Annotated in this window: 18 protein-coding genes, 1 tRNA gene and 1 pseudogene; 11 read left to right on the top strand and 9 right to left on the bottom strand. The window is 62.4% G+C overall.

Translation table 11 applies throughout. The features are described 5' to 3' along the window. Positions 1 to 182 (bottom strand): annotated as a pseudogene (locus G5V65_RS16680) (hypothetical protein); the annotation flags it as partial. 82 nt (positions 183 to 264) lie between these two features. Beyond that, a complete protein-coding gene (locus tag G5V65_RS16675) occupies positions 265 to 2460 on the bottom strand; it encodes a hypothetical protein (RefSeq protein ID WP_165052265.1) in 2196 nt (731 codons plus the stop codon). A 392-nt stretch (positions 2461 to 2852) separates the two neighbouring features. Here G5V65_RS16675 and G5V65_RS16670 point away from each other — a divergent pair, with 392 nt between their 5' ends. From G5V65_RS16670 to G5V65_RS16625, 10 genes are read left to right on the top strand one after another with little or no spacing between them, the layout of a single operon-like run. Continuing rightward, on the top strand, positions 2853 to 3308 hold the full coding sequence (locus G5V65_RS16670; protein ID WP_165052263.1) for a DUF2924 domain-containing protein: 456 nt from the start codon (positions 2853 to 2855) through the stop codon (positions 3306 to 3308). Further along, the gene (locus G5V65_RS16665) at positions 3305 to 4630 is read left to right on the top strand and encodes a recombinase family protein (RefSeq protein WP_165052261.1); all 1326 of its coding nucleotides are present in this window, start codon (positions 3305 to 3307) and stop codon (positions 4628 to 4630) included. The genes G5V65_RS16670 and G5V65_RS16665 overlap by 4 nt, the downstream gene beginning before the upstream one ends. Next, complete coding sequence (locus G5V65_RS16660) at positions 4627 to 5028, top strand: hypothetical protein (protein ID WP_165052259.1); 402 nt, start codon at positions 4627 to 4629, stop codon at positions 5026 to 5028. The genes G5V65_RS16665 and G5V65_RS16660 overlap by 4 nt, the downstream gene beginning before the upstream one ends. A 59-nt stretch (positions 5029 to 5087) precedes the next feature. Further along, on the top strand, positions 5088 to 5291 hold the full coding sequence (locus G5V65_RS16655; protein ID WP_036732765.1) for a type II toxin-antitoxin system Phd/YefM family antitoxin: 204 nt from the start codon (positions 5088 to 5090) through the stop codon (positions 5289 to 5291). 45 nt (positions 5292 to 5336) lie between these two features. Beyond that, positions 5337 to 7340 carry a type I restriction-modification system subunit M gene (locus G5V65_RS16650; RefSeq protein WP_165052257.1) on the top strand — a complete coding sequence of 668 codons (2004 nt, stop codon included), beginning with the start codon at positions 5337 to 5339 and terminating at the stop codon, positions 7338 to 7340. Continuing rightward, positions 7337 to 8563 (top strand): restriction endonuclease subunit S, encoded by a 1227-nt coding sequence (locus G5V65_RS16645; RefSeq protein ID WP_165052255.1) that lies wholly within the window; start codon positions 7337 to 7339, stop codon positions 8561 to 8563. The genes G5V65_RS16650 and G5V65_RS16645 overlap by 4 nt, the downstream gene beginning before the upstream one ends. After that, positions 8560 to 9810 carry an AAA family ATPase gene (locus G5V65_RS16640; protein WP_165052253.1) on the top strand — a complete coding sequence of 417 codons (1251 nt, stop codon included), beginning with the start codon at positions 8560 to 8562 and terminating at the stop codon, positions 9808 to 9810. The genes G5V65_RS16645 and G5V65_RS16640 overlap by 4 nt, the downstream gene beginning before the upstream one ends. Next, on the top strand, positions 9807 to 10436 hold the full coding sequence (locus G5V65_RS16635) for a retron system putative HNH endonuclease (RefSeq protein WP_206526846.1): 630 nt from the start codon (positions 9807 to 9809) through the stop codon (positions 10434 to 10436). The genes G5V65_RS16640 and G5V65_RS16635 overlap by 4 nt, the downstream gene beginning before the upstream one ends. 50 nt (positions 10437 to 10486) lie before the next feature. Continuing rightward, positions 10487 to 13492, top strand: a complete 3006-nt coding sequence (locus tag G5V65_RS16630) for a type I restriction endonuclease subunit R (protein ID WP_241250615.1) — start codon at positions 10487 to 10489, stop codon at positions 13490 to 13492. A gap of 6 nt (positions 13493 to 13498) precedes the next feature. Then, positions 13499 to 14458 carry a GIY-YIG nuclease family protein gene (locus tag G5V65_RS16625; protein WP_343162859.1) on the top strand — a complete coding sequence of 320 codons (960 nt, stop codon included), beginning with the start codon at positions 13499 to 13501 and terminating at the stop codon, positions 14456 to 14458. A 269-nt stretch (positions 14459 to 14727) separates the two neighbouring features. On the opposite strand, the gene G5V65_RS16620 is transcribed toward G5V65_RS16625, so the two are convergent. The 4 genes from G5V65_RS16620 to G5V65_RS16605 all read right to left on the bottom strand — a co-directional run bounded on the left by G5V65_RS16620 (position 14728) and on the right by G5V65_RS16605 (position 19236). Further along, positions 14728 to 14817, bottom strand: a tRNA-Ser gene (locus tag G5V65_RS16620). Between the two features lie 50 nt (positions 14818 to 14867). Continuing rightward, positions 14868 to 15587 carry an alanyl-tRNA editing protein gene (locus G5V65_RS16615; protein ID WP_165052248.1) on the bottom strand — a complete coding sequence of 240 codons (720 nt, stop codon included), beginning with the start codon at positions 15585 to 15587 and terminating at the stop codon, positions 14868 to 14870. Beyond that, the gene (locus tag G5V65_RS16610; protein WP_165052246.1) at positions 15584 to 18172 is read right to left on the bottom strand and encodes a DUF3772 domain-containing protein; all 2589 of its coding nucleotides are present in this window, start codon (positions 18170 to 18172) and stop codon (positions 15584 to 15586) included. Before G5V65_RS16610 ends, G5V65_RS16615 begins: the two co-directional genes overlap by 4 nt. A 29-nt stretch (positions 18173 to 18201) precedes the next feature. Then, on the bottom strand, positions 18202 to 19236 hold the full coding sequence (locus G5V65_RS16605) for a cysteine synthase A (protein ID WP_165052244.1): 1035 nt from the start codon (positions 19234 to 19236) through the stop codon (positions 18202 to 18204). A gap of 293 nt (positions 19237 to 19529) precedes the next feature. Here G5V65_RS16605 and G5V65_RS16600 point away from each other — a divergent pair, with 293 nt between their 5' ends. Then, entirely contained in the window at positions 19530 to 21017 is a 1488-nt protein-coding gene (locus G5V65_RS16600; RefSeq protein WP_165052242.1) for a nucleobase:cation symporter-2 family protein, read from the top strand. Positions 21018 to 21054: 37 nt separating this feature from the next. Here the strand turns inward: G5V65_RS16600 and G5V65_RS16595 are convergent, their stop codons facing one another. The 3 genes from G5V65_RS16595 to G5V65_RS16585 form a co-directional block, all read right to left on the bottom strand. Continuing rightward, complete coding sequence (locus G5V65_RS16595) at positions 21055 to 21639, bottom strand: helix-turn-helix transcriptional regulator (RefSeq protein ID WP_206526845.1); 585 nt, start codon at positions 21637 to 21639, stop codon at positions 21055 to 21057. Next, the gene (locus tag G5V65_RS16590; RefSeq protein ID WP_165052239.1) at positions 21636 to 22118 is read right to left on the bottom strand and encodes a hypothetical protein; all 483 of its coding nucleotides are present in this window, start codon (positions 22116 to 22118) and stop codon (positions 21636 to 21638) included. Before G5V65_RS16590 ends, G5V65_RS16595 begins: the two co-directional genes overlap by 4 nt. Positions 22119 to 22197: 79 nt before the next feature. Beyond that, positions 22198 to 22689 (bottom strand): hypothetical protein, encoded by a 492-nt coding sequence (locus tag G5V65_RS16585; RefSeq protein WP_165052237.1) that lies wholly within the window; start codon positions 22687 to 22689, stop codon positions 22198 to 22200. Positions 22690 to 22834 lie beyond the last annotated feature (145 nt).

Raw genomic sequence — 22834 nt, 5'->3', positions numbered from 1 at the left:
AAGCCCACGAGATACTCGTGCCCCCGCGCGAAGCGCAGGTGCATGCGGCCGTCCCGGCAGACGCCGAGCAGCTTGTCACAGCGCGTGCAGCGCCATTCCGAGTTCGAGGCGGTGGGCTTGGTGTTCGCGGCGCCGGACCAGCTCGTCTGGGCTGCCTGGCGCGAGGGGAAGGGAGTCGGCATGAAAAGCTCCTCTGTGTGGAGCCCTTCCATTAATCAGCGCTCTGTTAGACCGTCCCGCTCGAAACCCTAGATGAACTCTAGATCACGCGACGTCGGTCCTCTCGCCCAGACGCCAGTATCGGTTGCTCGAGCCTTGTCGGATGTACCTCGGATGTACCTTCGCCCATGCGCCGGAAGAGAACAGCTGCTTTGGATTGTCGGATCCCATCCCGTCCATGAGGACCTTGGTCAGCCGCTGGCCAGTTCCATCTTTCGCCGCTTCGACCAGTCGCTCAAAGAGCTGAACCTGAAGTGCGCCGTCGAGCGTCAGCGGCTCGAGACCCGGGATGATCAGCGTCCCGGAGGTGGGCTTGTGTCGCAAGACTTGAGCGACCTGAGCGGACACCGCGAGCGTTCGGTTGGCCTCGAAGCGCCGGGCCATTTCCTCTCTGTCCAGATCTCCGAGGCTTCCGTCTTTGAGCAGGAGGTCGCGCAGAGCGATAACGACATTCGGCCCGAGGAATTGTGGCGGCTCATCGGAAACGGCGAGCACGAGACCGGGACCCGCCGTGTGCCGCGAACGAAGCGCATTCTCGACAGCGTCGCGGACCTTTGGATCGGCAAGGCGGCGCGCCAGGTAGAGCGGGAGTGTTCGATCACCCAGTGCCATCCGCCCAAACGCGACGAGGAACTCGTTGACGGTTTCGATGTTCCTAATGCGGAGAGAGCCAGCTAGCGCTTTGAGGATGGTTTCGGCGAGCCATGCTCGATCAATCCCGTATTCGATCGCATTGGTGTCGAGACGCAATCCGTCCTCTTCACCAAAAGAACCGGTTTGCCGAACCGTCCCAGGCTCTGGACCCGATTCCTGCTCAACCTCCACAACCTCACCGTCATCCTCGGCCAACCCTATCACCTGTCGTCCGTTTCGGGCTATCAATCTGGCACTCATCAGACGCGCCGGGTCGACGCCCGCGGAGGCGAAGAACGAACCCGCGACTGTGTCGCCAGGCAGGTCGTATAGCGACAACAGAAAACCGAACCAACGTGCCCGTTCGTCTTCGGTGAGGGCCCGAAGACCCTGCGTAAGTTCCCAGTGTTCCAGCAGTCGGAACCCGAGGTCCCGCAGGAAGGGATCGCGAATGCTCTGAACGTCCGAACTGCTGCCACCCGAGATCGAGACCCGAAAGGTTCCTTTCTTGCCGTCTGATCGACGTGTGTAGCCGATTGCGATGACGATCTTTGTAAAGCCGAAACTCCGGATCAGGGTGGATGAATTGGAGACGTATTGCCGGATTACGTCCTCCATCTTGTCCTCAATGGTCACCTTGATGTTCAGCCGCCGGCCCCACGAACCGAGGCGCACCTCGGCCTCGACGACCGAGGCCAGAGTGATCTCCACATCGTCGAACGCCGGGCGGTCCAAGCCAAAAGATGATCTGAAGCGTTCAAGGTTGAACTCTCGGCGGGTGAGGGGCTTGGCCGATGGCGGGCGCCCAAGTACCACCTCGGCGAAGACTTTCGAGGTTACTTCGCGAACCTCGCTGCTGGCAGATGCGACCTCAATCTTCTTCAGCTGGGGCGTGTAGATGAGGACTGCCTCATGCGACGGCCTATAGTAGTGGACCGTCCAGCCCCCTTCCTCGCGATGATTGTCGATACTCGACAATGGCCCGGGATGGCGAAGGGCTACCATGAAGGACGGTGGGTAGTTGGCGGTCTCGGGCAATTCGAGGATGGACGCCGTGACCTTGCCTTTCAGTCCCAGCGCCGCCTGAAGTGCGTTACAGAGCTTCGCCTCAGGGATTCCGTCTGCGTCGGCGACAGACGCGTGGTCGAAGTCCACCTCGCAGCATGTGTAGTACGTCCGCCGCTCTCGATAGCGCCGCGCGGCGTAGAAACTCTGGGCGTCGTGAAAATGCATCGGAAAGACCGTACGCATCCAGATGCTTCGGCACAGCGGGTCAGGCTGGGCTTCGTACTGGTCGTGGTCGACATTCTGCAGCCGCTGCCCCGCAACCGTGTCGAGCGAGGTCGCGCCCTTGTCCTGGCCCATGTCGAGCAGAGCGCTGGCGATACCCTCGAGTAGCCCGATGATCTCCTTGTCTTCCGAAAGCAGGTATGCGCTCAGCGCTGCCTTGCACTGATCCTCGGTCATGGCCTCCGTGATTTCCGGCGGGGCGAGCAGAGTTTCGTCGGGCCGCTTGAAGCTGGCGAGAAACTGCCGGACCAGCGTTGCCGGGGCGCCCTGAAGGACACTCCTGAGGTTCGGACCGAATTCGCTCTTCCTACGCGCCATGTACTCACCTCATTGAACAAGTGCTCTCGATTGATTCAACCGCTGATAATCATGGACTATTCCATGATCAGCAAGATCCGATGTTCTTTCTCTGTTCGCTTTTTCCACACGCCGTTCCTCTGGGATGTCCCGTCCCGGTCGGCCGGGTGGCTTTTGATCGGTAGTGACACCGCCGAGAATTGCCACCGAGACATGAAACGCCCCAATCCCCTGCCACCCGACCAGATGACCGCTGCGGAGCGCCGCACCGAACTGTCCGCCTTGCTAGCTCTCGGGCTGGTCAGGCTCGTGCAATGCGAGCGGAGCGAACCTTCTGACGAAACGAGAGAAATTCGCCTACACTATCCGGCTGACCGATGCCGTCATGCACCCCCGAACCCAACGGAGACCGCATGACGACTCACGACCCCATCCCCGCGCGCCTGGCTGCGCTGAAGACGACACCGACGGCCGACCTGAAGAGGCAGTGGCGCGACCTGTTCGAAAGCGAGCCGCCACCGTTCAACCGTCGCTACCTTGAATCCCGCCTTGCCTACCGCATCCAGGAACTCGCCTATGGCGGGCTCAAACCCGAGACCGTCCGGCGGCTGGAACGGCTGGGCGAGGAACTGGACGGCGGCGACAAGAAGAAGCGCGGCATCCGCCTCGACCGCGACCGCCCCATCACGGGCACGCGGCTTCTGCGCGAATGGCAGGGCGTCGAATACGTCGTGACTGTCACCGCCGACGGTTTCGAGTGGCAGGGACGCCCCTACAAATCGCTGTCCGCCATCGCGCGCGCCATCACCGGCACGCGGTGGAACGGCTGGGTATTCTTCGGCCTCAAGAACCACAGGGGGCGGACATGACGAAGGTGCCCGAAAAATCGAAGGTCGTCCGCAAGCTGCGGTGTGCTGTCTACACTCGGAAATCCTCCGAGGAAGGGCTGGAGCAGGAGTTCAACTCGCTCCACGCCCAGCGCGAGGCATGCGAAGCCTACATAGCCAGCCAGCGGTCGGAAGGCTGGGTGCTGGTCCGCGATCAATATGACGATGGCGGCGTCTCCGGCGGCACGCTGGAACGCCCGGGCCTGAAGCGGTTGATGGCTGACATCGAGGACGGGCTGGTCGACGTGGTCGTGGTCTACAAGATCGACCGTCTCAGCCGCTCGCTCGCCGACTTCGCCAAGCTGGTCGAGGTGTTCGATCGCAACGGCGTGACCTTCGTCTCGGTCACACAGTCGTTCAACACCACCACTTCCATGGGGCGGCTGACGCTGAACATCCTGCTGTCCTTCGCCCAGTTCGAGCGTGAAGTGACGGCCGAGCGCATCCGCGACAAGGTCGCCGCCAGCCGGAAGAAGGGCATGTGGATGGGCGGTGTGCCGCCCTTCGGCTACCGGGTAGAAAACCGCAAGCTGCTGGTGGACGAAACCGCCGCCCCGCATGTGCGCTGGATATTCGCACGCTTCATCGAGATCGGATCCTGTACGCTGCTGGCCCGCGAGGTCAGCGCGCGTGGCCTTGGCACGCCACGCGGCAACCGGATCGACAAGAAGTATCTCTACCGGATGCTTTCGAACCGCGCCTACCTCGGCGAGGCGGTGCACAAGGGCGACAGCTACCCCGGCGAGCATGACGCCATCATCGACAGCGAGACATGGGACCGCGTCCATGCCATCCTTCAGGAGAGCCCGCGCAAGCGCGCCGCACGCACCCGCGCCGACACGCCCGCGCTGCTGAAGGGTATACTGTTCGGACCGGATGGCGCGGCCTTCTCACCAACCCACACCCGCAAGGGCGGGCGGTTGTACCGGTACTATGTCAGCCAGACCGTACTGAAGCATGGCGCCGGATCTTGCCCGATTGGCCGCGTCCCCGCAGGCGAGATTGAAGCGGCGGTGGTCGACCAACTCCGCGCTGTGTTCCGCCAGCCCGAGATCGTGGCCGGCACATGGAAGGCAGCGCGGACGCAGGACGACGGAGTCACCGAGGCGGATGCTCGCGAGGCGCTGGCGAGACTGGATCCGCTGTGGGATGAACTGTTCCCCGCTGAGCAGGCGCGCATTGTGGCGCTGCTGGTCGAGCGTGTGGACATCGGCACCGCTGGGCTCGACGTCCGACTTCGCCTGGATGGCCTTGGCGGCCTTTCGCGCGAGATGCTGGCTGGCGGCATCGGTGAAGCCGCATGACCCGCGCGGCTTCGATCCCCGACACGCTGACGCTCCACGTTCCGTTCCGCATCGTGAAGCGCGGCGGTCGGAAAGAGATGCTTGTGCCCGCCGGTCAGAATGCCCCGCGGCAGCCCTCCGCAACGGTCATCAAGGCGCTGGCCCGAGCGTTCCGCTGGAAGCAACTCCTTGACACCGGCGAGTTCTCGACTGTGTCAGAACTCGCGCACAAGGAGGGGATCTCGACCACCTACCTCGCGCGCATCCTCCGCCTGACGCTCTTGGCTCCTGAAATTGTCGAGGGTGTGCTCGACGGACAGCACAAGACGGAGTTGCTCAAGGCCGCCGTGCAAGCTGACTTCCCATCCGAATGGGAAGCGCAACGCGCTTTGTCTTTGACATGCGACACAGCAAGTTAGCGTCTATCCATGATCTTACATCTTGGCTAAAGTAGCTCCAACTCGGGGAGGAGCTCACCATGCAAAGCATGTCGGCGCGCGATGCCAAGAACGCCTTTGGGCGGCTGATCGACATGGCGAGGGCGGAGCCTGTTGCCATCGAGAAGTACGGCCGGTCTGTCGTCGTGGTGCTTGCCGTTGAAGAATTCGAGCGACTGACGGCAAAGGCGAAGAAGCAGGTGGCTTCCGGGGCATCGGGCAAACGCCCGGGGCAAGAAGACTGATCAGCACAACAACAGACCGGACAAACCGGCAGGAGACTGAACGACATGGCAAGCCACTCGGACCTGGCGAACTTGATCTGGCAGATCGCGGATCTCCTGCGCGGGCCCTATCGTCCGCCGCAATACGAACGCGTCATGCTGCCGCTTGTCGTTCTGCGCCGCTTCGATTGCGTGCTGGCTGACACCAAGGACCAGGTTCTGTCGGAGTATGAGCGGCGCAAGGGTGGTAGGCTGGAAGACGATGCTCTCGACCGGATGCTGAACAAGGCATCAGGGCATCGCTTCCACAACCGTTCCCCGATGACGTTCCAGACGATGATCGGCGATACCCCCAACTTGGCACGCCACCTCTCGTCATACATCGGCGGCTTCTCGGCTAACGTCCGGCGGATTTTCGACTTCTTCGAGTTCACCAACGAAATCGAGAAGATGGATGAGGCGAACATCCTCTACCTCGTGCTGAAAGAGTTCTTGAAGGTCGATCTGCATCCCGACCGGGTGAAGAACGATCAGATGGGTCTCGTATTCGAAAACCTCATTCGGCGTTTCAACGAACTGGCCAATGAAACTGCGGGCGATCACTTTACGCCGCGCGAAGTGATCCATCTCATGGTCGATCTCCTCTTCATGGATGCCGACGACGTGCTCAGCAAGCCAGGCACCGTCATGCGCATGCTCGACCCGGCGTGCGGCACGGGGGGCATGCTGGCTGAGGCACAGCGCTACATGCGCGATCACCACAAGGAAGCGAAGCTCTACGTCTACGGCCAGGACTACAACAAGCGGGCCTTCGCGACGGCCGCATCCGACATGCTCATGAAGCAGGTCGACCACAACGGCGGCGGGGAGAACGTCCAGTACGGCGACAGCTTCACCGACGACAAATTCGAAGGACAGACTTTCGACTACTTCATCGCCAACCCGCCCTTCGGCGTGGACTGGAAGAAGCAGCAGAAGGAAATCGTCCGCCGCCACGAGAAGGCCCCGCAGGACAGCCCGTGGAGCGCTGGCCTGCCGCGCGTGAACGACGGCTCCTTGCTGTTCCTGCAGCACATGATCTCGAAGTTCGAAGACGTCGATCCCAAGTCGCAGAAGTACGGCTCGCGTGCAGCCATCGTGTTCTCGGGCTCACCCCTGTTCACCGGGGGCGCAGGCGGCGGCGAGAGCAACATCCGCAAGTGGATCATCGAACGCGACATGCTCGAGGCCATCGTCGCCCTGCCGGAACAGATGTTCTACAACACCGGGATCGGCACCTACATCTGGGTCGTCACCAACAACAAGCCCGGCCATCGCAAGGGCACCATCCAGCTAGTCGACGCGCGCGACATCTGGATGCCGATGGGCCGCAGCCAGGGCGACAAGCGCCGCAAGATCGGCGCGGGCAAGGCACCCGAAGGGGATGATCGCCCGGACGAACCAGATCAGATCGCCGAGATCGTGCGCCTCTACGGCAGCTACGCCCAGAACGCCAAGTCCAAGATCTTCGACAATGCCGATTTCGGCTACACCCGCGTCACCGTCGAGCGTCCGCTCCGGCTGCGCTACCGGATGACCGTCGAGGACAAGGCCCGCTTCCTCGACGCGGCACCGCATCTGCTCGACGACATCCAGGCGATCGACCAGGCGCTGGGGCGCGAGCCGGAACTGGACTGGAACAAGGTCTGGGCCAGCATCGAGAAGCTGTTGAAAAAGCGCGAGTCCCGCTGGCGAGCGCCCGAGGTCAGGCTGTTCCGCAACGTCTTCACCGAGAAGGATGCGGATGCCGAAAAGGTCAGGGAAGGCAAGGGCTTCGAGGCCGACCCCGACCTGCGCGACTTCGAGAATGTGCCCCTGAAAGAGGATATCGACGCCTACTTCGCGCGCGAGGTTCTGCCGCATGTGCCCGATGCCTGGATGGACCGGAGCAAGGACAAGGTCGGCTACGAGATCAATTTCAACCGCCACTTCTATCAGTTCACGCCGCCTCGCAGGCTGGTCGACATCGACGCGGACCTGAAGAAGGCGGAGGACGATATCCTGCGGCTTTTGCGGGAGGTGACAGAATGACGGTAACGACTGATCCGGTCGGCCAAGACAAGGGCTGGCGCCAAGTCCCCCTCAGATACGTTGCAAAATGTCTCGACGGTCAGAGGATTCCTCTGAATTCGGAGGAACGCTCTTTTCGAAGCGGCCCATATCCTTACTGGGGGGCAAATGGGATTGTAGATTATATTGACGACTACATATTTGACGAACAACTGGTTCTTTTGGGTGAAGACGGCGCGCCGTTCTTCGATCCGCTCAAACCTGTTGCATTTGCAGTTGAAGGGAAGATTTGGGTTAACAACCACATCCATGTCTTGCGGGTGCGGGACGACTACGATTTCCGCTATGTTGCAGCTTGCCTAAATGTTGCGGACTACTCTTTATGGATTGAAGGAAGTACGCGGGACAAGCTTACCCAAGACAACATGCTGCGTATTGGCATCCACTCGCCACCGAAGGAACGCCAGACGCAAATCGCGCAGTTCTTGGATAAAGAAACCGCCGACATAGACGCCCTGATCGCCGCCAAGCAGAAGCTCCTCGACCTTATGGCCGAGAAGCGGCGCGCCATCGTGGCCGAGGCCGTCATGCGCGGCCTCGACCCTTCCGCGCCCCTGCGCCCGTCAGGCATCGACTGGCTGGGCGAAATCCCTGCGCATTGGGAGGTCGAGCGGTCGCGCTGGCTGTTCAGCGAACGTGACCAGCGATCCCAGACCGGCGAAGAGGAAATGCTGACGGTCTCGCACCTGACCGGCGTCACCCCCCGGTCCGAGAAGGACGTGAACATGTTCGAGGCCGAAAGCACGGCTGGCTACAAGCTGTGCTTCGCCGGGGACCTCGCCATCAACACCCTCTGGGCCTGGATGGGCGCCATGGGCACCGCCCGCGTCGATGGCATCGTCAGCCCCGCCTACAATGTCTACACCCCGGGCCCGCGCCTGCTGCCCGATTACGTCGACGCGCTGGTCCGCATCCCCGTTTTCGCGCAGGAAGTGACCCGATACTCCAAGGGCGTCTGGTCCTCCCGACTGCGGCTCTATCCCGAAGGCTTCTTCGAGACTTGGTGGCCCGTGCCTCCACTCGATGAACAGCAACAGATCGTCGAACACATCAGCACCGAGACCGCCAAGATTGACCGCCTGCGCACTGCGACCGAGAACTCCATCGCCCTGCTGAAAGAACGCCGCGCAGCCCTGATCGCGGCCGCCGTGACCGGCCAGCTCGAAATCCCGGAGGCCGCATGAAGATTAGACAGCTCAGCGTTGCCGGCCTTCGTGGGTTTGACCAGGCGACCTTCGACTTCGATCCGCAGTTCACGTTGCTGGTGGGTGTCAACGGCGTCGGCAAGAGCAGTGTGCTTGAGGCACTACGTGTGTCACTGTCCCGGGTCATGCCAAAGTTCACGGCAAGCCGTGCGGCGCCTTTGGCGTTCTCGGCTGATGATATTCGGTTGGGCGCCGCATCATTGACCGTGGACGTCTTGTTTCGCTTTCCTGATGACGCCGAGCAGCGCTTCCTATTGCACAAGCCGCGGGAGAGATTTGTCGAGGGCAAGGAAGGATCGGTACGCGAAGGGACCATCGAGACGCCTGAAAGGGAGGAGTTCACGCCACTACGGCTGTCGAAACCGTATCCGCCTGGCTCTCAGCCGATCGCGGTCTATTTCGGAACGCGTCGTTCCCACCCATCCGACGAACAGATAAGGGGCGGCCGGGCGCAGTCTGGCCCCGCTTCGGCTTATGCCGATGCACTTTCCGATGTGCGGCCGCTACACCTACGGGAGCTTGCTTCCTGGATGCTTGCGCAAGAGGCGCTTGCAGATGAACTGCCGCGGGCGGGCAGCCACCTTGAGGCTCTCAGGTCTGCAGCAGCGCGTTTCTTGCCGACCTGTACGGGCCTGAGGGCGACCAATGGCGCTGACAAGCCGCGTCTTCTGATTTCGAAGGACGGTATTGAACTCGACGTCCGATATCTCTCTGAGGGTGAGAGAGGCGTTCTTGCGCTGGCACTCGACCTAGCTCGCCGCCTCTCGCAAGCCAATCCAAACCTCGAAGATCCTGCCAGAGACGGCGTTGGGGTTGTTCTGATCGACGAAATCGACATGCACATGCACCCGCTTTGGCAGCGGCAGATTGTGCCCCTTTTGACGGAGACGTTCCGTGGTTGCCAGTTTGTAGCCTCTACCCATTCCCCGCAGGTGATTGGTGAAGTGGCTCACGACAAGATCCTGCTGATCAAGGATGGCCATGTCTATCCGCCGGCGCGCTCATTCGGTATCGACTCGAGCCGCATCCTTGAAGAGGTCATGGACACAAGGTCAAGGAATGCAGGCGTCGAAGCCAGAATAGCAAGAATTGCGAAGCTAATCGGAGATGGTAAATCAGAAGCTGCAAAGGCTGAAATAAAGCTTCTTTCCGAAGATATTGGTGATGATGATCCGGAGATCACGCGCGCAATGACGCTCCTCGACTTCTTGGAGGAGGACGAATGAGGATGATCACAAAGGGTGCAGAACCCAGGAGTTTGACAGAACATCGGGCGCAAGCACACAGCAACTACGACAACTATACTCAAAAGGATGAACTGCGAGCTGCGCTTGTCAGCGAACAGAAAGGCCTGTGCTGCTATTGCACTGGGCGGATCCGGGCTAACTCGACTTCGATGAAAATTGAGCATTGGAGATGCCAATCCGATCATGCCGAACTGCAACTCGTGTATGCTAACCTCCTCGGCGCCTGTCTGGGCGGAGATGGACGATCAGCTGCCGAACAACATTGCGATACAAGAAAAGGGAATCTTGACCTTAAGTGGAACCCAGCAGACAGCGCACATATGATCGAGACCAAAGTACGTTATCTCTTTGATGGTACGATTGAAAGCAACGACGTGGACTTCAACTCACAATTGAATGAGGTCCTTGGCTTGAATATTGGGTTTCTTCGTAGCAATCGAAAAGCCGCCCTAGATTCGGTACTGGCATGGTGGCGCTCCACCCCAAACGCCAAGACGAAGATTCCGCAGCAGATCAACAGCCGAGTGAATGGTCTAGAGCATCAGCCCTTCAGCCCAGTAGCGGTCTGGTTCATGAGAGAGAAGTTGGCAGGTACAACCAAATGAACCATTCGCGACATTCAGAAGGTGCATTCGAGACCGTCATCGAAGCTACGATGCTGGCGAATGGTGCCGTGCCGGAACCTGCGTCAGGATTCGACCGTGATCGCGCCATCTTTCCCGAGACCGTCCTTTCCTTCATCCGCGACACACAGCCGAAGGAATGGAGGGCTCTGGAGGCGCTCCATGGGGAGAAAACTGGCTCCCAAGTCCTGGCCGATCTGACCAAGTGGATGGACCGAGAAGGCTCTCTGGCCACCTTGCGTCACGGCTTCAAGTGTTACGGCAAGACCCTGCGGGTGGCATTCTTCAAGGCGGCGCACGGTCTCAACCCGGAACTGGAAGCTCGCTACGCTGCCAACAGGGTCGGGCTCACGCGGCAATTGCGCTTTTCAAAAACCTCCGAAAAGTCACTGGACGTTGCACTGAGCGTGAATGGCATTCCAGTTGTGTCGGTCGAACTCAAGAACCCGATGACCGGACAGACGGTCGAGCACGCCTTGCACCAGTACCGGCATGATCGTGACCCGCGCGAACCGATCTTTGAGTTCAAGCGGCGCATGTTGGTCCACTTTGCAGCTGACACGGACACGGTGTTCATGACCACGCGGCTTGCAGGTGCGGCCACCCACTTCCTGCCCTTCAACAAGGGCAACAACGGTGGTGCAGGCAATGCGCCCGACACCAAGGGGAGGAGCTACCGAACGGCATATCTGTGGGAAGAGGTGCTGCAACGAGACAGCCTGCTCGACCTCCTGGCGCGCTTCATTCATCTCCAGGTCGAGGAGAAGCGCGACGACCAGGGTCGAAAGGTCAAGAAGGAAACGATGATCTTTCCGCGGTACCACCAGCTTGAAGCGGTCCGGTCGTTGGTCGACCAGGCGTTGAGAGAAGGGGTGGGCAACAACTATCTGATCGAACACTCGGCCGGCAGCGGAAAGAGCAACACCATCGGCTGGCTGACGCACAGGCTTGCATCCCTGCATGACGAAGCGAACTTGCGGGTTTTCGACAGCGTGATCGTCATCACTGACCGCGTGGTCCTGGACAAGCAGCTTCAGGACACGATTTACCAGTTCGAACACAAGCACGGCGTCGTCCAGAAGATCGACGAGGACTCCCGCCAGCTGGCGGAAGCACTCGAAAGTGCCGTGCCGATCATCATCACCACCCTTCAGAAGTTTCCATTCGTCTCGCGTCAATTGGCTAAGATCGCCGAAGAGCGAGGCGACGCCGAAGGAGGTGTGCTGAAGATGCGCCGGTGTGCGGTGATCATCGATGAGGCACACAGCTCGCAGGGTGGCGAGACGGCAACCGACCTGAAGGAAGTTCTCGGCGGGCAGGGCCTTCGCGAAGAGGCTGCGCGAGCCATGTCGGCGAACGACGAAGACGACATGGACGAGCTATATCGGTCGATGGCGAAACGCGGCAGGCAGGCAAACCTCAGTTTCTTCGCGTTTACTGCTACGCCGAAGCACAAGACGCTCAAGGTATTCGGGCGCGACGGCAAACCCGCCCATCGCTACACAATGCGCCAAGCGATAGAGGAAGGCTTCATCCTCGATGTCCTAAAGCACTACACGACCTACGCCACCTATTTCCGACTGCTCAAGGCGAGCGAGGATGATCCGAACGTCGAGCGGAAGAAGGCAGCACGCGCCCTCGCGCGGTTCCTCAAGCTTCATCCGCACAACATCGCTCAGAAAACCGAAGTGATGATTGAGCACTTCCACGCCGCAACGCAGCACAAGATCGGTGGCCGCGCCAAAGCCATGGTGGTGACTGGTTCCCGCCTCGAGGCCGTTCGTTACAAGCAGAGTTTCGATCGCTACGTGAAGGAGAAGGGCTACGCCATCAAATCGCTGGTGGCATTCTCAGGCGTAGTCACGGACGACAAGCTGAAGGACGTCAACTACACCGAGGAAGGCATGAACCTCGGCGTCCGTGAGAAGGAACTGCCAGAGGTTTTTGCGACGCAGGAATACCAGGTGTTGCTCGTCGCCGAGAAGTACCAAACGGGCTTCGATCAACCCTTGCTGCACACGATGTATGTGGACCGGCGGCTTGCTGGCATCCAGGCGGTGCAGACGCTTTCTCGCCTGAACAGAATCCACCCCCTGAAGGAAGACACGTTCGTCCTCGATTTCGTCAACGAGCGCGATGAAATCCGCGAGGCGTTCAAGACCTACTTCGAAGGCGCGGAGGTCGGCGAGGACGTCGATCCGGCCAGGATGTATGAGATAAAGAGCGAGCTGGATGCCGAGGGCATCTATGTCGTCGCGGACCTGGACCGTTTCAGCGCCGTCTATTTCAAGCCGCGCCAACGCCAGAGCCCAAACGACCATCAGTTAATGAATGCCGCGCTTGATCCTTGCGTGGCCCGCTTCAAGGAGACACAGGAGGAGAAGCCCGACGAGGCCGAGCTGTGGCGCGGCAAGTTGATGGCCTTTTGTAGTCTCTACGGATTCCTCAGCCAGATCATTCCCTATCAGGACACCGACCTCGAACGCCTCTATGTTTTCCTGCGCCACCTCGCGACTAAACTGCCAAAGCGGGGCGCCGGGCCGTCCTACCAGTTCGATGACGAAGTGCGGCTTGAATACTACCGCCTTCAGAAGATCAGCGAAGGCTCGATCAGCCTGAATGATGGCCAAGCCAACCGGCTCGATGGCCCATCCGAGGTCGGAACCGGTGTCCTCCACGAGGAAGCGGTGCCGCTCTCGCGACTCATCGATGTCGTCAACGACCGGTTCGGCACCGACTTCAATCAGGCCGACCAGCTGTTCTTCGATCAGATCGTGGAAGCGGCGATCTCGGATGCAGCCTTGAGGCAAGCGGCAGCCGTAAATCCCGGCGACAAGTTTGAACTCGTTTTCAAGAACCTGCTCGAAACACTGTTCGTTGAACGCATGGATCAGAACGAAGAGATCTTCGCTCGGTTCATGAATGACAAGTCGTTCCAGAAAGTCGTGACTGGTTGGCTGTCATCGGAAGCCTATCGCAAGCTCAATACTGCGGCTGAAGCCCAGAACAGCGAGAACCGTGCTACTCCCCCAGCCTAACCGTCCGTGAAAGCAGTTCCCGAGTTGAAGCCTCGTTCGATCAACATCTTCCTACTTGATGGCGACCCAAACGGTATTCGGGTCGCACAGATTTCTATGTCGACCATTCAAGCAATTGCCTTTCGGAGGAATCAGCTTCGGCGAGTAAGGGAGGCATTTCCGGAGATTGAGCGTCCTGGTGTTTACTTGCTCATTGGCTCAGACGAAAACGAACCCGACAGGCTGATCGCCTATATCGGCGAGTCTGAGGGTATTGGCTCGCGGCTCTACACCCATAATTCAAATGACGCTGGACGTGACCCGAAGGCATACTGGACCGATACCGTGGTGCTCATCAGCAAAGATGAAAATCTGACAAAGAGCCACGCGCGATATGTGGAAGCTTGCCTCATCCGTGCGGTTGGGGGCAATCCACGGTGGCATGTCCCGAACAGCAAACGTCCGTCCGAAGATGCTGGCAAGCTCCCGCTGCCCGACAGGGCGGCGATGGAAGAGTTCGTCGACCAGACCAAGACACTTGTCGGTGCGCTTGGTTGGGATCTTTTCCGCGAGATGCGCGGCAGGGCAGCTGAGCCACTGGAGCAACTGACTACGACGGCAGACGACCCGAGCCCGGTTTTCTTTTTCAGGGGGGAAGGCTTTTCTGCGGAAATGATGATCTCTCAATCGGGCGACTTCGTCGTAAAGGCAGGTTCCAAGGCGCGCGCACGCACAACGCCTACTATCCCCAAGGGCACTCTCGCGCTTCGGGAGACGCTTCTGAAGTCGGGCGTCCTTCGCGTTGACGCCAGCATGCTGGTCTTCGCCAGCGATTACAGTTTCACATCAGCTTCGGCGGCCGCAGCAACGGTGATTGGAGCCAGCGCAAACGGACGCATACTGTGGAAGCTTGCCGACGGGAGGTGCTACGCAGACTGGGAGGCAGAGGGCACGTTGACTCAAGGTGAGCCTGGGGCGAACGGATGAAGAGGGGTTGGATCCCGGTCCGCTTTGCTATGCGCATGGAATTCGATAAGAGTTGCGGCGGGAATTACGCATTAAGCTAACAAAATCAGTAGTTTACCTCACTGAACCATACGGGCTTGGTTGACAGCTCCAGAGAATATCTGCCGTGAGAGACCGACTTCGGCCCCGCTGGCACTTGGGCCGGTTCACAGCCCCACCCGCATAACCCTCGAAAACAACGGAAAAATCCGGCCGCAGCCGGATCGGGAGAACGCTTTCGCGGGGGCAAGTGGCGGACAGTGAGGGATTCGAACCCTCGAGACGGTTCCCCGCCTACACACTTTCCAGGCGTGCGCCTTCGACCACTCGGCCAACTGTCCGTGGGGCACTGCATAAGCGAGCGGGACAGGGGGCGCAAGGGGGCTGCGTGTCAATCCGCAAGGGTGATCGTCACCCGCCGGTTTTGGCGGCCCTTCTTCTCGATCCTGCCGATTTCCACCCGCCCCACCTCGCCCGTGCGGGCCACATGGGTGCCGCCGCAGGGCTGCAGGTCCACCTGCGACAGGCCCTCGCCAATGCGGACCAGCCGCACCCGCCCCTGCCCCATCGGCGGGCGCACCGACATGGTCTTCACCAGCCCCGGATTGGCCTCAAGCTCGGCATCGGTGATCCAGCTGTCCGTCACCGGCAGGTCCAGCCCGATCAGCGCATTCAGCCGGTCCTCCAGCATCTGCACATCCTCGGGCGGGTCGGGCATGTCGAAATCCAGCCGCCCGCGTTCGGCCCCGATCTGCCCCCCGGTCACCGGCAGGGGGATCACCACCGACAGAAGATGCAGCCCCGTATGGATGCGCATGTGCCTATGCCTGCGCCCCCAGTCCAGCCGCTGCGTCACCCGGCATCCGACCGGCGGCAGCGGGCTGGGTTCGGCCGGAACCAGCGCGATGGCCCCGCCCTCGGCCTTGACCGCCGTCGCGATCTCCAGCCGTCCGCCCGACCAGACCAGATGGCCCGAATCCCCCGGCTGACCCCCGCCCGTGGGGTAGAACAGACTGCGGTCGCACAGGATGCCGCCCTCGGCGGTGTGGCCGATCACCTCGGCCTCGGCCTCGCGCAGATAGGCATCGGCCCGGAACAGCGGCTCTGTCATTCTTCCTCCCCCTTGTCCCGCGCGGCGCGCTTTGCGCTGCGGGCCATGGGCGCCGCCTCCTCGGCCTCGCCGTTCAGCCCGCGAAGCGCCCGGCCCAGCGCATCGACATTGCGCAGATAGACCTCGGTCTGTGCGAAGGGGATCTCGATCCCCTCGCTGGCAAAACGCTCCACGATCTGGTGGTTCACCTCTGTCCGCACCGAAAGCGAGAAGTTGACATCCCGCAGGATCATCCGGATCTCGAAATTCATCGCATCCGCGCCAAAGCCCATGAAGGCCACCGCGGGCGGCGGGTTCAGCACCGCCATGGGCTGCGCCTCGGCGATCTCGCGCAGCACGCGCTCGACCTTGCGGGTATCCGTTCCATAGGCCACCGTCACCGCCACGATCAGCCGGCCCGAAAGGTTGAACCGCGTCCAGTTCGTCACTTGCTGCGTCACCAGATCGGCATTCGGCACGATCACGTCGGACCTGTCGAAGGTCTGGATCCGGGTCGACCGGACCGAGATCGACTTCACCGTTCCCGTCACCGGGCCCACCTCGATCCAGTCGCCCTCGCTGACCGGGCGCTCGATCAGCAGGATGATCCCCGACACGAAGTTCGACACGATGTTCTGCAGGCCGAACCCGATCCCGACCGAAAGCGCACCGGCAACGATGGCCAGGCCCGACAGGTCGATCCCCGCGAAGTTGATCGCCAGAAGCGCGGCAAGGAAGATCCCGATATAGCCGGTCCCCGAGATCACGGCATTCTGCCCGCCCTGATCCAGGCTGGTGCGCGGCAGGATCGACCCTTTCAGCGCCCCCTGGAACAGCCGCGTCAGCATGTAGCCGCCCGCGAAGATGATCGCGAAGATCAGGAAATCCGTGGGCGAAACCCGCGTCGCCCCGACCTGGAAACCTGCCAGAAAGCGCTGCCACAACTCGGTGATGTCATCGGCCCGCGCCCCCCAGACCAGCGCGAACAGCGGCAAGGAGGCAAGCGTCATCGCAAAGCCGATCAGCACCGGGATCAGCCCCTCCTGATCCGCCGCATCCGACCGGGTGATCAGCCCGTAGAGATCCCCGACAAGGCGCTGCGCCACGAACAGCACCGCCACCAGCCCCAGCGAGATCACCGAAGGATAAACCAGCGCCGTCGCCGCCGCGATATAGCCCACCGCCCCCAGCAGAACCCCGGCCAGCCCCGTCAGCATCACCCCGCGCGCCAAAAGGCCCAGAACCCGCAGGCCGAAGGTCGCGCCCTCTTCGCCCGCCACCGCGCCGCGCACATGGCGGCGCAGCAATTGCCCCATGCGGAAGATCAGCACGGCCATCGTCGCCAGCACCGGGAAACCCAAAACCGCGCTGGCCGCATCGGAATGGTTGACCACCGCCAGCACGGCCTGCCGCAGCGCCTCGACCCCCAGCACAAGCCCGATGCTGCGCGCAAGGAACCGGCCCTCGGCCCGGCGCTCCGGCACGGGCAGTCCGGCGCTGTCCAGCCCCTCTTCCACCGGAAAGACCAGCGTGCCCAGCCAGTTGGCCGTGAACACCGCAAAGATGACCGCGGGCAGCGCCTCCACGGCGGCGGTGCCCACAGGGCCGAACATGCCCGAAAGGGTCAGCGCATGCGCCATCGCCACCGCCCCGATCGTAGGCAGCACGATCTGCATCATCGACACGATCAGCGAAACCACCCGTCGCCCGCGCAGCGTGCGCGGCTTGGGCAGGCGCGTCTGGGCCGCGGCAAGGATCCGCCCCGCCACCGCCATCAGGCCCGTTCCCGCCAGAACCAGCACAAGGATCAGCGGCAGATTGTCCAGAAAGCCCTGCCGCGTCTCCGCCCGCATCCAGCGCAAGGTGGTTTCGGTCCAGACTGCCAGCGTCACATCCCGCAAGACCGCCAGCGCCTCGGGCCAGTTGGCCGGATTGATGGGCGAGGGCCAAAGCTGCATCAGCTGGCTCGCCTGCCGTTCACGCAGGATGCGGTCCACCTCGCCGATCAGGCCGTCGGCGCGGCGATAGGCCTCTTCGGCGGCGATGCCGGGGGCCTGCAAGCGGACAAGCTGATCCGTCAGTTGCTGGCGGCGCAGGGCGATCTCTTCGGCCTCGGTCTCGCCCTCGGCGGGGGCCGGGCCAAGCGCGGCGATCTGGTCGCGCAGCGTGGCGATCCGGCTGGAATTGGTGTTCTGCGCCACCAGAAAGGCCGCGCGCCAATCGACAAGCTGGTTGCGCAGGGTCTCGATGATGCGGCTGTCGATATCGGGATCGGCAAGCGTCGTCTCGGCCCGGTCGGCCGCGCGTTCCCAGGCGTCATAGTCCAGCGCATTGGTCTTGCCCGCGCCCTTGGACACGACGACCGCCGTCCCCCGCCCCGCCGGATTGGCAGGCGTCGTCGTCGTGGTGACGACGGCCCCGGTCGCCGTGCCCCCCGTTGCCGTGCCCCCCGTTGCCGTGCCCCCCGTTGCCGTGCCTCCGGTGGCAGTGCCTCCGGTGGCCGGAGCCTCGGTCGCCGGGGCCTGCCCCGTCGCCTCCTGCGCCCGCGCCCCCGGCGCAAGACCGATCAGCCCCGCCAGGATCAGCGCAACCAGCCCGCCGCGCATCCTTGCGGCCGCTGGCCGCCGCCCGGGCGTCATGCGTCCTCGAAGACGGTCGGGATCGCCCGCGGCGCGCGGTCCAGCCAGGCCGGAACCGGCAGGCCCTTTTCCTTCAGGAAGGCAGGATTATAGAGCTTGGACTGATAGCGATTGCCATAGTCGCACAGGATGGTGACGATGGTGTGCCCCGGCCCCATGTCCCGCGCCATGCGGATCGCCCCGGCGATGTTGATGCCCGACGACCCACCCAGGCACAGCCCCTCGTCCTGCAGCATGTCAAAGACCAGCGGCAGCGCCTCGGCATCGGGGATGCGATAGCTGTAATCCGGGGTCAGCCCTTCCAGATTGGCAGTGATCCGCCCCTGCCCGATCCCTTCGGTGATCGAACTGCCCGGCGCATCAAGCGCGCCGGTCGTGTAGAAGGAATGCAGCGCCGCCCCCTCGGGATCGGCCAGCCCGATCTTCACGCCCTTGGGCTGCAGCGCCATGGCCACCCCGGCCAGCGTGCCCCCCGATCCGACAGCGCAGATGAACCCATCCACCTTGCCCCCGGTCTGATCCCAGATCTCGGGCCCCGTCGTCTCCACATGGGCCTGCCGGTTCGCCACATTGTCGAACTGGTTCGCCCAGACCGCGCCGTTCGGCTCGGTCCGCGCCAGGGCTTCGGCCAGACGCCCGGAATAGCGGACATAGTTGTTGGGATTGCGATAGGGTGCCGCCGGAACCTGCACCAGTTCCGCCCCGGCCAGGCGCAGCATGTCCTTCTTTTCCTGGCTCTGGGTTTCCGGGATCACGATCACCGTGCGGAACCCCATCGAGGCCCCCACCAGCGCCAGCCCGATGCCCGTATTGCCCGCCGTCCCCTCGACGATCGTGCCGCCCGGCTTCAACGCCCCCCGCGCCACAGCATCGCGGATGATGTAGAGCGCCGCGCGATCCTTGACCGACTGCCCGGGATTGAGGAATTCGCATTTCCCAAGGATCGTGCAACCCGTCATCTCGCTGGCATGTTTCAGCTTGATCAGGGGCGTGTTGCCGATGGTCTCGGCCAGATCGCTGTAAATCCGCATGGGGCTGTCCTTCACCTTTTGCCCAACGTGTAGGCGCGGGCGCGGGAAATCTCAAGCCATGCGGGCGAAACCGGCGGCTTCACCCCCTTTTCCGCCGCCAAACAGTTTCAAAAAATTCCAGAGGCCGGATGGTCCGACATGGGCCTATCGTCCCCGCCCACCGAAACCGCGACTCGCGGGCGGCAAACCGGCCCAGAACCGGCACAGAACCGGCAACCTAACCGGACCGCAAGCCCGAGGGGGCGGCGGAGACGGCGCGAAGATAATCCCCCCTCAGGGAAAGGAAACGACGCATGACCCAATCGGTCCATCCGGTGGATGAAATTCTGCCGACCCCGAAACTCTTCACCCTCGGCCTTCAGCATGTGCTTGTCATGTATGCAGGGGCCGTCGCCGTGCCGCTGATCGTCGGTCGCGCGCTGAAACTGGAACCGGCCGATGTGGCCTTCCTGATCTCGGCCGATCTCTTTGTCTGCGGCCTCGTCACGCTGATCCAGTCGCTGGGCGCGACCCAATGGTTCGGCATCCGCCTGCCCGTGATGATGGGCGTGACCTTCGCCGCCGTCGGCCCCATGGTCGCCATGGCCAATGCCCAGGGCGGCTCCGACGGTGCCCGCGCCATCTTTGGCGCGATCATGGCGGCGGGCGTCATCTCGATGCTGATCGCCCCCTTCATCAGCCGGATGCTCCGCTTCTTCCCGCCGGTCGTCACCGGCACCATCATCCTCGTCATCGGCGTCAGCCTGATGCGCATCGGGATCAACTGGATCTTCGGCAACCCCGTCGGCCCCACCGCGCCGCAGATCGTCGATCCGGCCCATGCCGACTGGCTCAAGTCCGTGACCGACGGCATGGCCGCAGGCAGCGTGACCGGCCTGCCGGAAATGCCCGCGGGCCTCGCGCTCGCGGCCAAGATGAACAACCCCGCCTATGCGCCGCTGGGCAACATCGCCGTCTCGGCTGTGGTGCTGCTCTCGATCCTGCTCATCGCGCGCTTCGGCAAGGGCTTTGTCGCCAATATCTCGGTGCTGCTCGGCATCATCATCGGCGCGATCATCGCCGTGGCGACCGGGGCCATGGGTTTTTCCAAGGTTGGCGAGGCCGCATGGTTCGGCCTTGTCACCCCCTTCCACTTCGGCATGCCCGTCTTCGATCCGATCATGATCCTGACCATGACGCTGGTGATGATCGTGGTGATGATCGAATCCACCGGCATGTTCCTCGCGCTTGGCGACATGACGGGGCGCAAGGTGACCCAGCCCATGCTCTCGGCGGGCCTGCGGACCGATGGCCTCGGCACCCTGATCGGCGGGATCTTCAACACCTTCCCCTATACCTCCTTCTCGCAGAATGTGGGGCTTGTCGGCGTGACCGGCGTCCGCTCGCGCTTTGTCTGCGTGGCGGGGGGGATCATCCTCATCGTCCTCGGCCTTGTGCCGAAGATGGGGGCGCTGGTCGAATCCGTGCCCACCATGGTGCTGGGCGGCGCAGGGCTGGTGATGTTCGGGATGGTCGCAGCGACCGGCATCCGCATTCTGGCGGGGGTCGATTTCGCGAAGAACCGCAACAACCTCTTCATCGTCGCGGTCAGCCTCGGCTTCGGGATGATCCCGCTGATTGCGCCCAACTTCAAGATGTGGATGCCGCATGAGATCCACCCCCTGATCGAAAGCGGCATCCTGCTCGCCTCGGTCGCGGCGGTTGTCCTGAACGCTTTCTTCAACGGGGCCAAGGTGGACATGGACGGTGTGAAAGCCGCCGCGGCAGCAGCCGATCACTGAGCGCAACGCGCGCGGCGGGGCACTGTCCCGCCGCGCGTCAAGAACGCGCAGCGCGTGCTAGAGACGCGAACGAGACGGCCTCGGGCGTGGCTTTCTGGCCACCCTCCTCCATCAGCAGATCTTCGATGAACAGCGACAGGAACTGCGGGCGGCCCGTCACCCCTGCCTTGCGGTAGATTGCGTTGGTCTGGGTCTTGACCGTGCCTTCGGTCGTATCCCGCAGACGCGCGATATCGGCCAAAGACAGGCCCTTCAGCGCGAAAAGCGCGACATCCCGTTCGGCAGGTGTGAACTCCCACGCCGCGAACCGCTCGTCCAGCAGGTGTCGAAAGGCGGTAGAGGCACGGCGCAACCTGTCTTCCGCGGCGTCACGCGCGCGTTCAGCGTCGTTGCGTTCCTGCACGACGCGCCAGAGCGTAAAGGTTCCCAACGCTACACCGCCAAGAAGCCCCAGCGCCGCAGCCACATCCACCACCTCGCGCAGCTGCCAGTTGAGGGTGTGGGCAGGGAGCAGGAAGAAGGCGGTCAGGATGTCGTAAGTGAACACGACGGCGCAGGCCAGTTGCACGAGGACAAGCAGCCCAAGCCCAAGACGGGAACGGCGCAGCGCGCGGGTCTTCACGGCGCGAAACCGGTTCCCACGGCAGAGATGCTGGGATCGGCATCGAAGATCTCGCCACTTCCGACGTCGAGGGTAAGCGTCGTGGACGGATCCTCTGTCACATCGGCGGCGGCATTGGAGGTTGGTGGCGGCAGGCTGCCAAAGGCCGGGTCAGGACTGCCTTCATCCTCTTGCGCGTAGACTGTGCCCGACGGAACGGAGAGGTCGCGAAGCACCTCGCCCGTGGTGGGGTGGAGGATGATTTCGCGCCGATGGCCCTCCAGCCGGGCCGTGATGCGCAAGCGGCCAAGCCACGTCCAGTCCACCGTAATGTCGTGATAGCCTTCACGGGCAAGGGCAGCGACGCGGGGCGCGGCGACCGCCTCTTCCGCCTGCGCCTCGGCGCTGTTGCCTTGGGCCTGGGCCGGGGACTGGCCGACGATCAGCGCCAGCGCGAGGAACGGGCCACAGAACATGCGGCGGACATCGAATCGAAACATGGGCACCACCTTACCAACCCGGTCCATATGCCACGCCGGAGCCCGTCCGGCGAGGCACATCGATACATGATCCCGTGGATCAGTCGCAGATCTGCGGACGTTTTGCCAAGGGAAGCATGGCGCAGGTTTCGCCGTCGCTGGAACCCGGCTGGTCCGAGAGGGAAACCTCTTCGTCGCCGGAGCCGGGAATGACCCCGTCAGATCCGGTCCCGGTTGCGACCAGCATCATTTCGATCTCCGCCTCGGTCATCGGTTCGGCATCGTCGCCGGTCAGGACCAGAACTTCGTAATCCGATGTTTCGTCGAGGAAATCCTCGACGGGCCCTTCCACACCGCCTGCCGCAATATCCAGCGGATCGGGACTGCTGACTTCGGCGGAAATCGGATCGAAGGTGACGCTGTCATCGCCCACGGCATCATCCGCGGCCTCGTCCACGCTGGCTTCGACCGAACCCGGTCCCGCCTCGGCGACAAGGTCGACGACCTCCACTTCACCCGTGCTTCCAACATCCTGTGCCGCGGCAGGGATCACCCCAGCTGTGAGCATCAGCGCCGCAAGAAGAAGCGGCATACCGTTTACTACGCGCACTCGAAAACTCCAGTTTGCTGCCGACATTACAACCATGGGGCCCGCGTCGGTGAACGGCCTCCCGCCAGGGACCATCGCCGAATGAATACAGCGCGCACCATCCGACAGAGGTTGAAAGCCACTGGCT

Origin of the sequence: Paragemmobacter kunshanensis, assembly GCF_011059185.1 — a bacterium.
In the GTDB taxonomy this organism is placed as follows: domain Bacteria; phylum Pseudomonadota; class Alphaproteobacteria; order Rhodobacterales; family Rhodobacteraceae; genus Paragemmobacter; species Paragemmobacter kunshanensis.
The sequence above is the reverse complement of the archived record's forward strand: the minus strand, read 5'-3'. Positions and strand labels throughout refer to the sequence as shown.

Bases quoted from the DNA above. Each gene is read 5' to 3' on its own strand.
- G5V65_RS16655 (WP_036732765.1), top strand. From the start codon at position 5,088: ATGCAAAGCATGTCGGCGCGCGATGCCAAGAACGCCTTTGGGCGGCTG.
- G5V65_RS16665 (WP_165052261.1), top strand. From the start codon at position 3,305: ATGACGAAGGTGCCCGAAAAATCGAAGGTCGTCCGCAAGCTGCGGTGT.
- G5V65_RS16635 (WP_206526846.1), top strand. From the start codon at position 9,807: ATGAGGATGATCACAAAGGGTGCAGAACCCAGGAGTTTGACAGAACAT.
- G5V65_RS16640 (WP_165052253.1), top strand. From the start codon at position 8,560: ATGAAGATTAGACAGCTCAGCGTTGCCGGCCTTCGTGGGTTTGACCAG.
- G5V65_RS16670 (WP_165052263.1), top strand. From the start codon at position 2,853: ATGACGACTCACGACCCCATCCCCGCGCGCCTGGCTGCGCTGAAGACG.
- G5V65_RS16675 (WP_165052265.1), bottom strand. From the start codon at position 2,460: ATGGCGCGTAGGAAGAGCGAATTCGGTCCGAACCTCAGGAGTGTCCTT.
- G5V65_RS16660 (WP_165052259.1), top strand. From the start codon at position 4,627: ATGACCCGCGCGGCTTCGATCCCCGACACGCTGACGCTCCACGTTCCG.
- G5V65_RS16650 (WP_165052257.1), top strand. From the start codon at position 5,337: ATGGCAAGCCACTCGGACCTGGCGAACTTGATCTGGCAGATCGCGGAT.
- G5V65_RS16605 (WP_165052244.1), bottom strand. From the start codon at position 19,236: ATGCGGATTTACAGCGATCTGGCCGAGACCATCGGCAACACGCCCCTG.
- G5V65_RS16600 (WP_165052242.1), top strand. From the start codon at position 19,530: ATGACCCAATCGGTCCATCCGGTGGATGAAATTCTGCCGACCCCGAAA.
- G5V65_RS16645 (WP_165052255.1), top strand. From the start codon at position 7,337: ATGACGGTAACGACTGATCCGGTCGGCCAAGACAAGGGCTGGCGCCAA.
- G5V65_RS16585 (WP_165052237.1), bottom strand. From the start codon at position 22,689: ATGCCGCTTCTTCTTGCGGCGCTGATGCTCACAGCTGGGGTGATCCCT.
- G5V65_RS16610 (WP_165052246.1), bottom strand. From the start codon at position 18,172: ATGCGCGGCGGGCTGGTTGCGCTGATCCTGGCGGGGCTGATCGGTCTT.
- G5V65_RS16615 (WP_165052248.1), bottom strand. From the start codon at position 15,587: ATGACAGAGCCGCTGTTCCGGGCCGATGCCTATCTGCGCGAGGCCGAG.
- G5V65_RS16630 (WP_241250615.1), top strand. From the start codon at position 10,487: ATGCTGGCGAATGGTGCCGTGCCGGAACCTGCGTCAGGATTCGACCGT.
- G5V65_RS16590 (WP_165052239.1), bottom strand. From the start codon at position 22,118: ATGTTTCGATTCGATGTCCGCCGCATGTTCTGTGGCCCGTTCCTCGCG.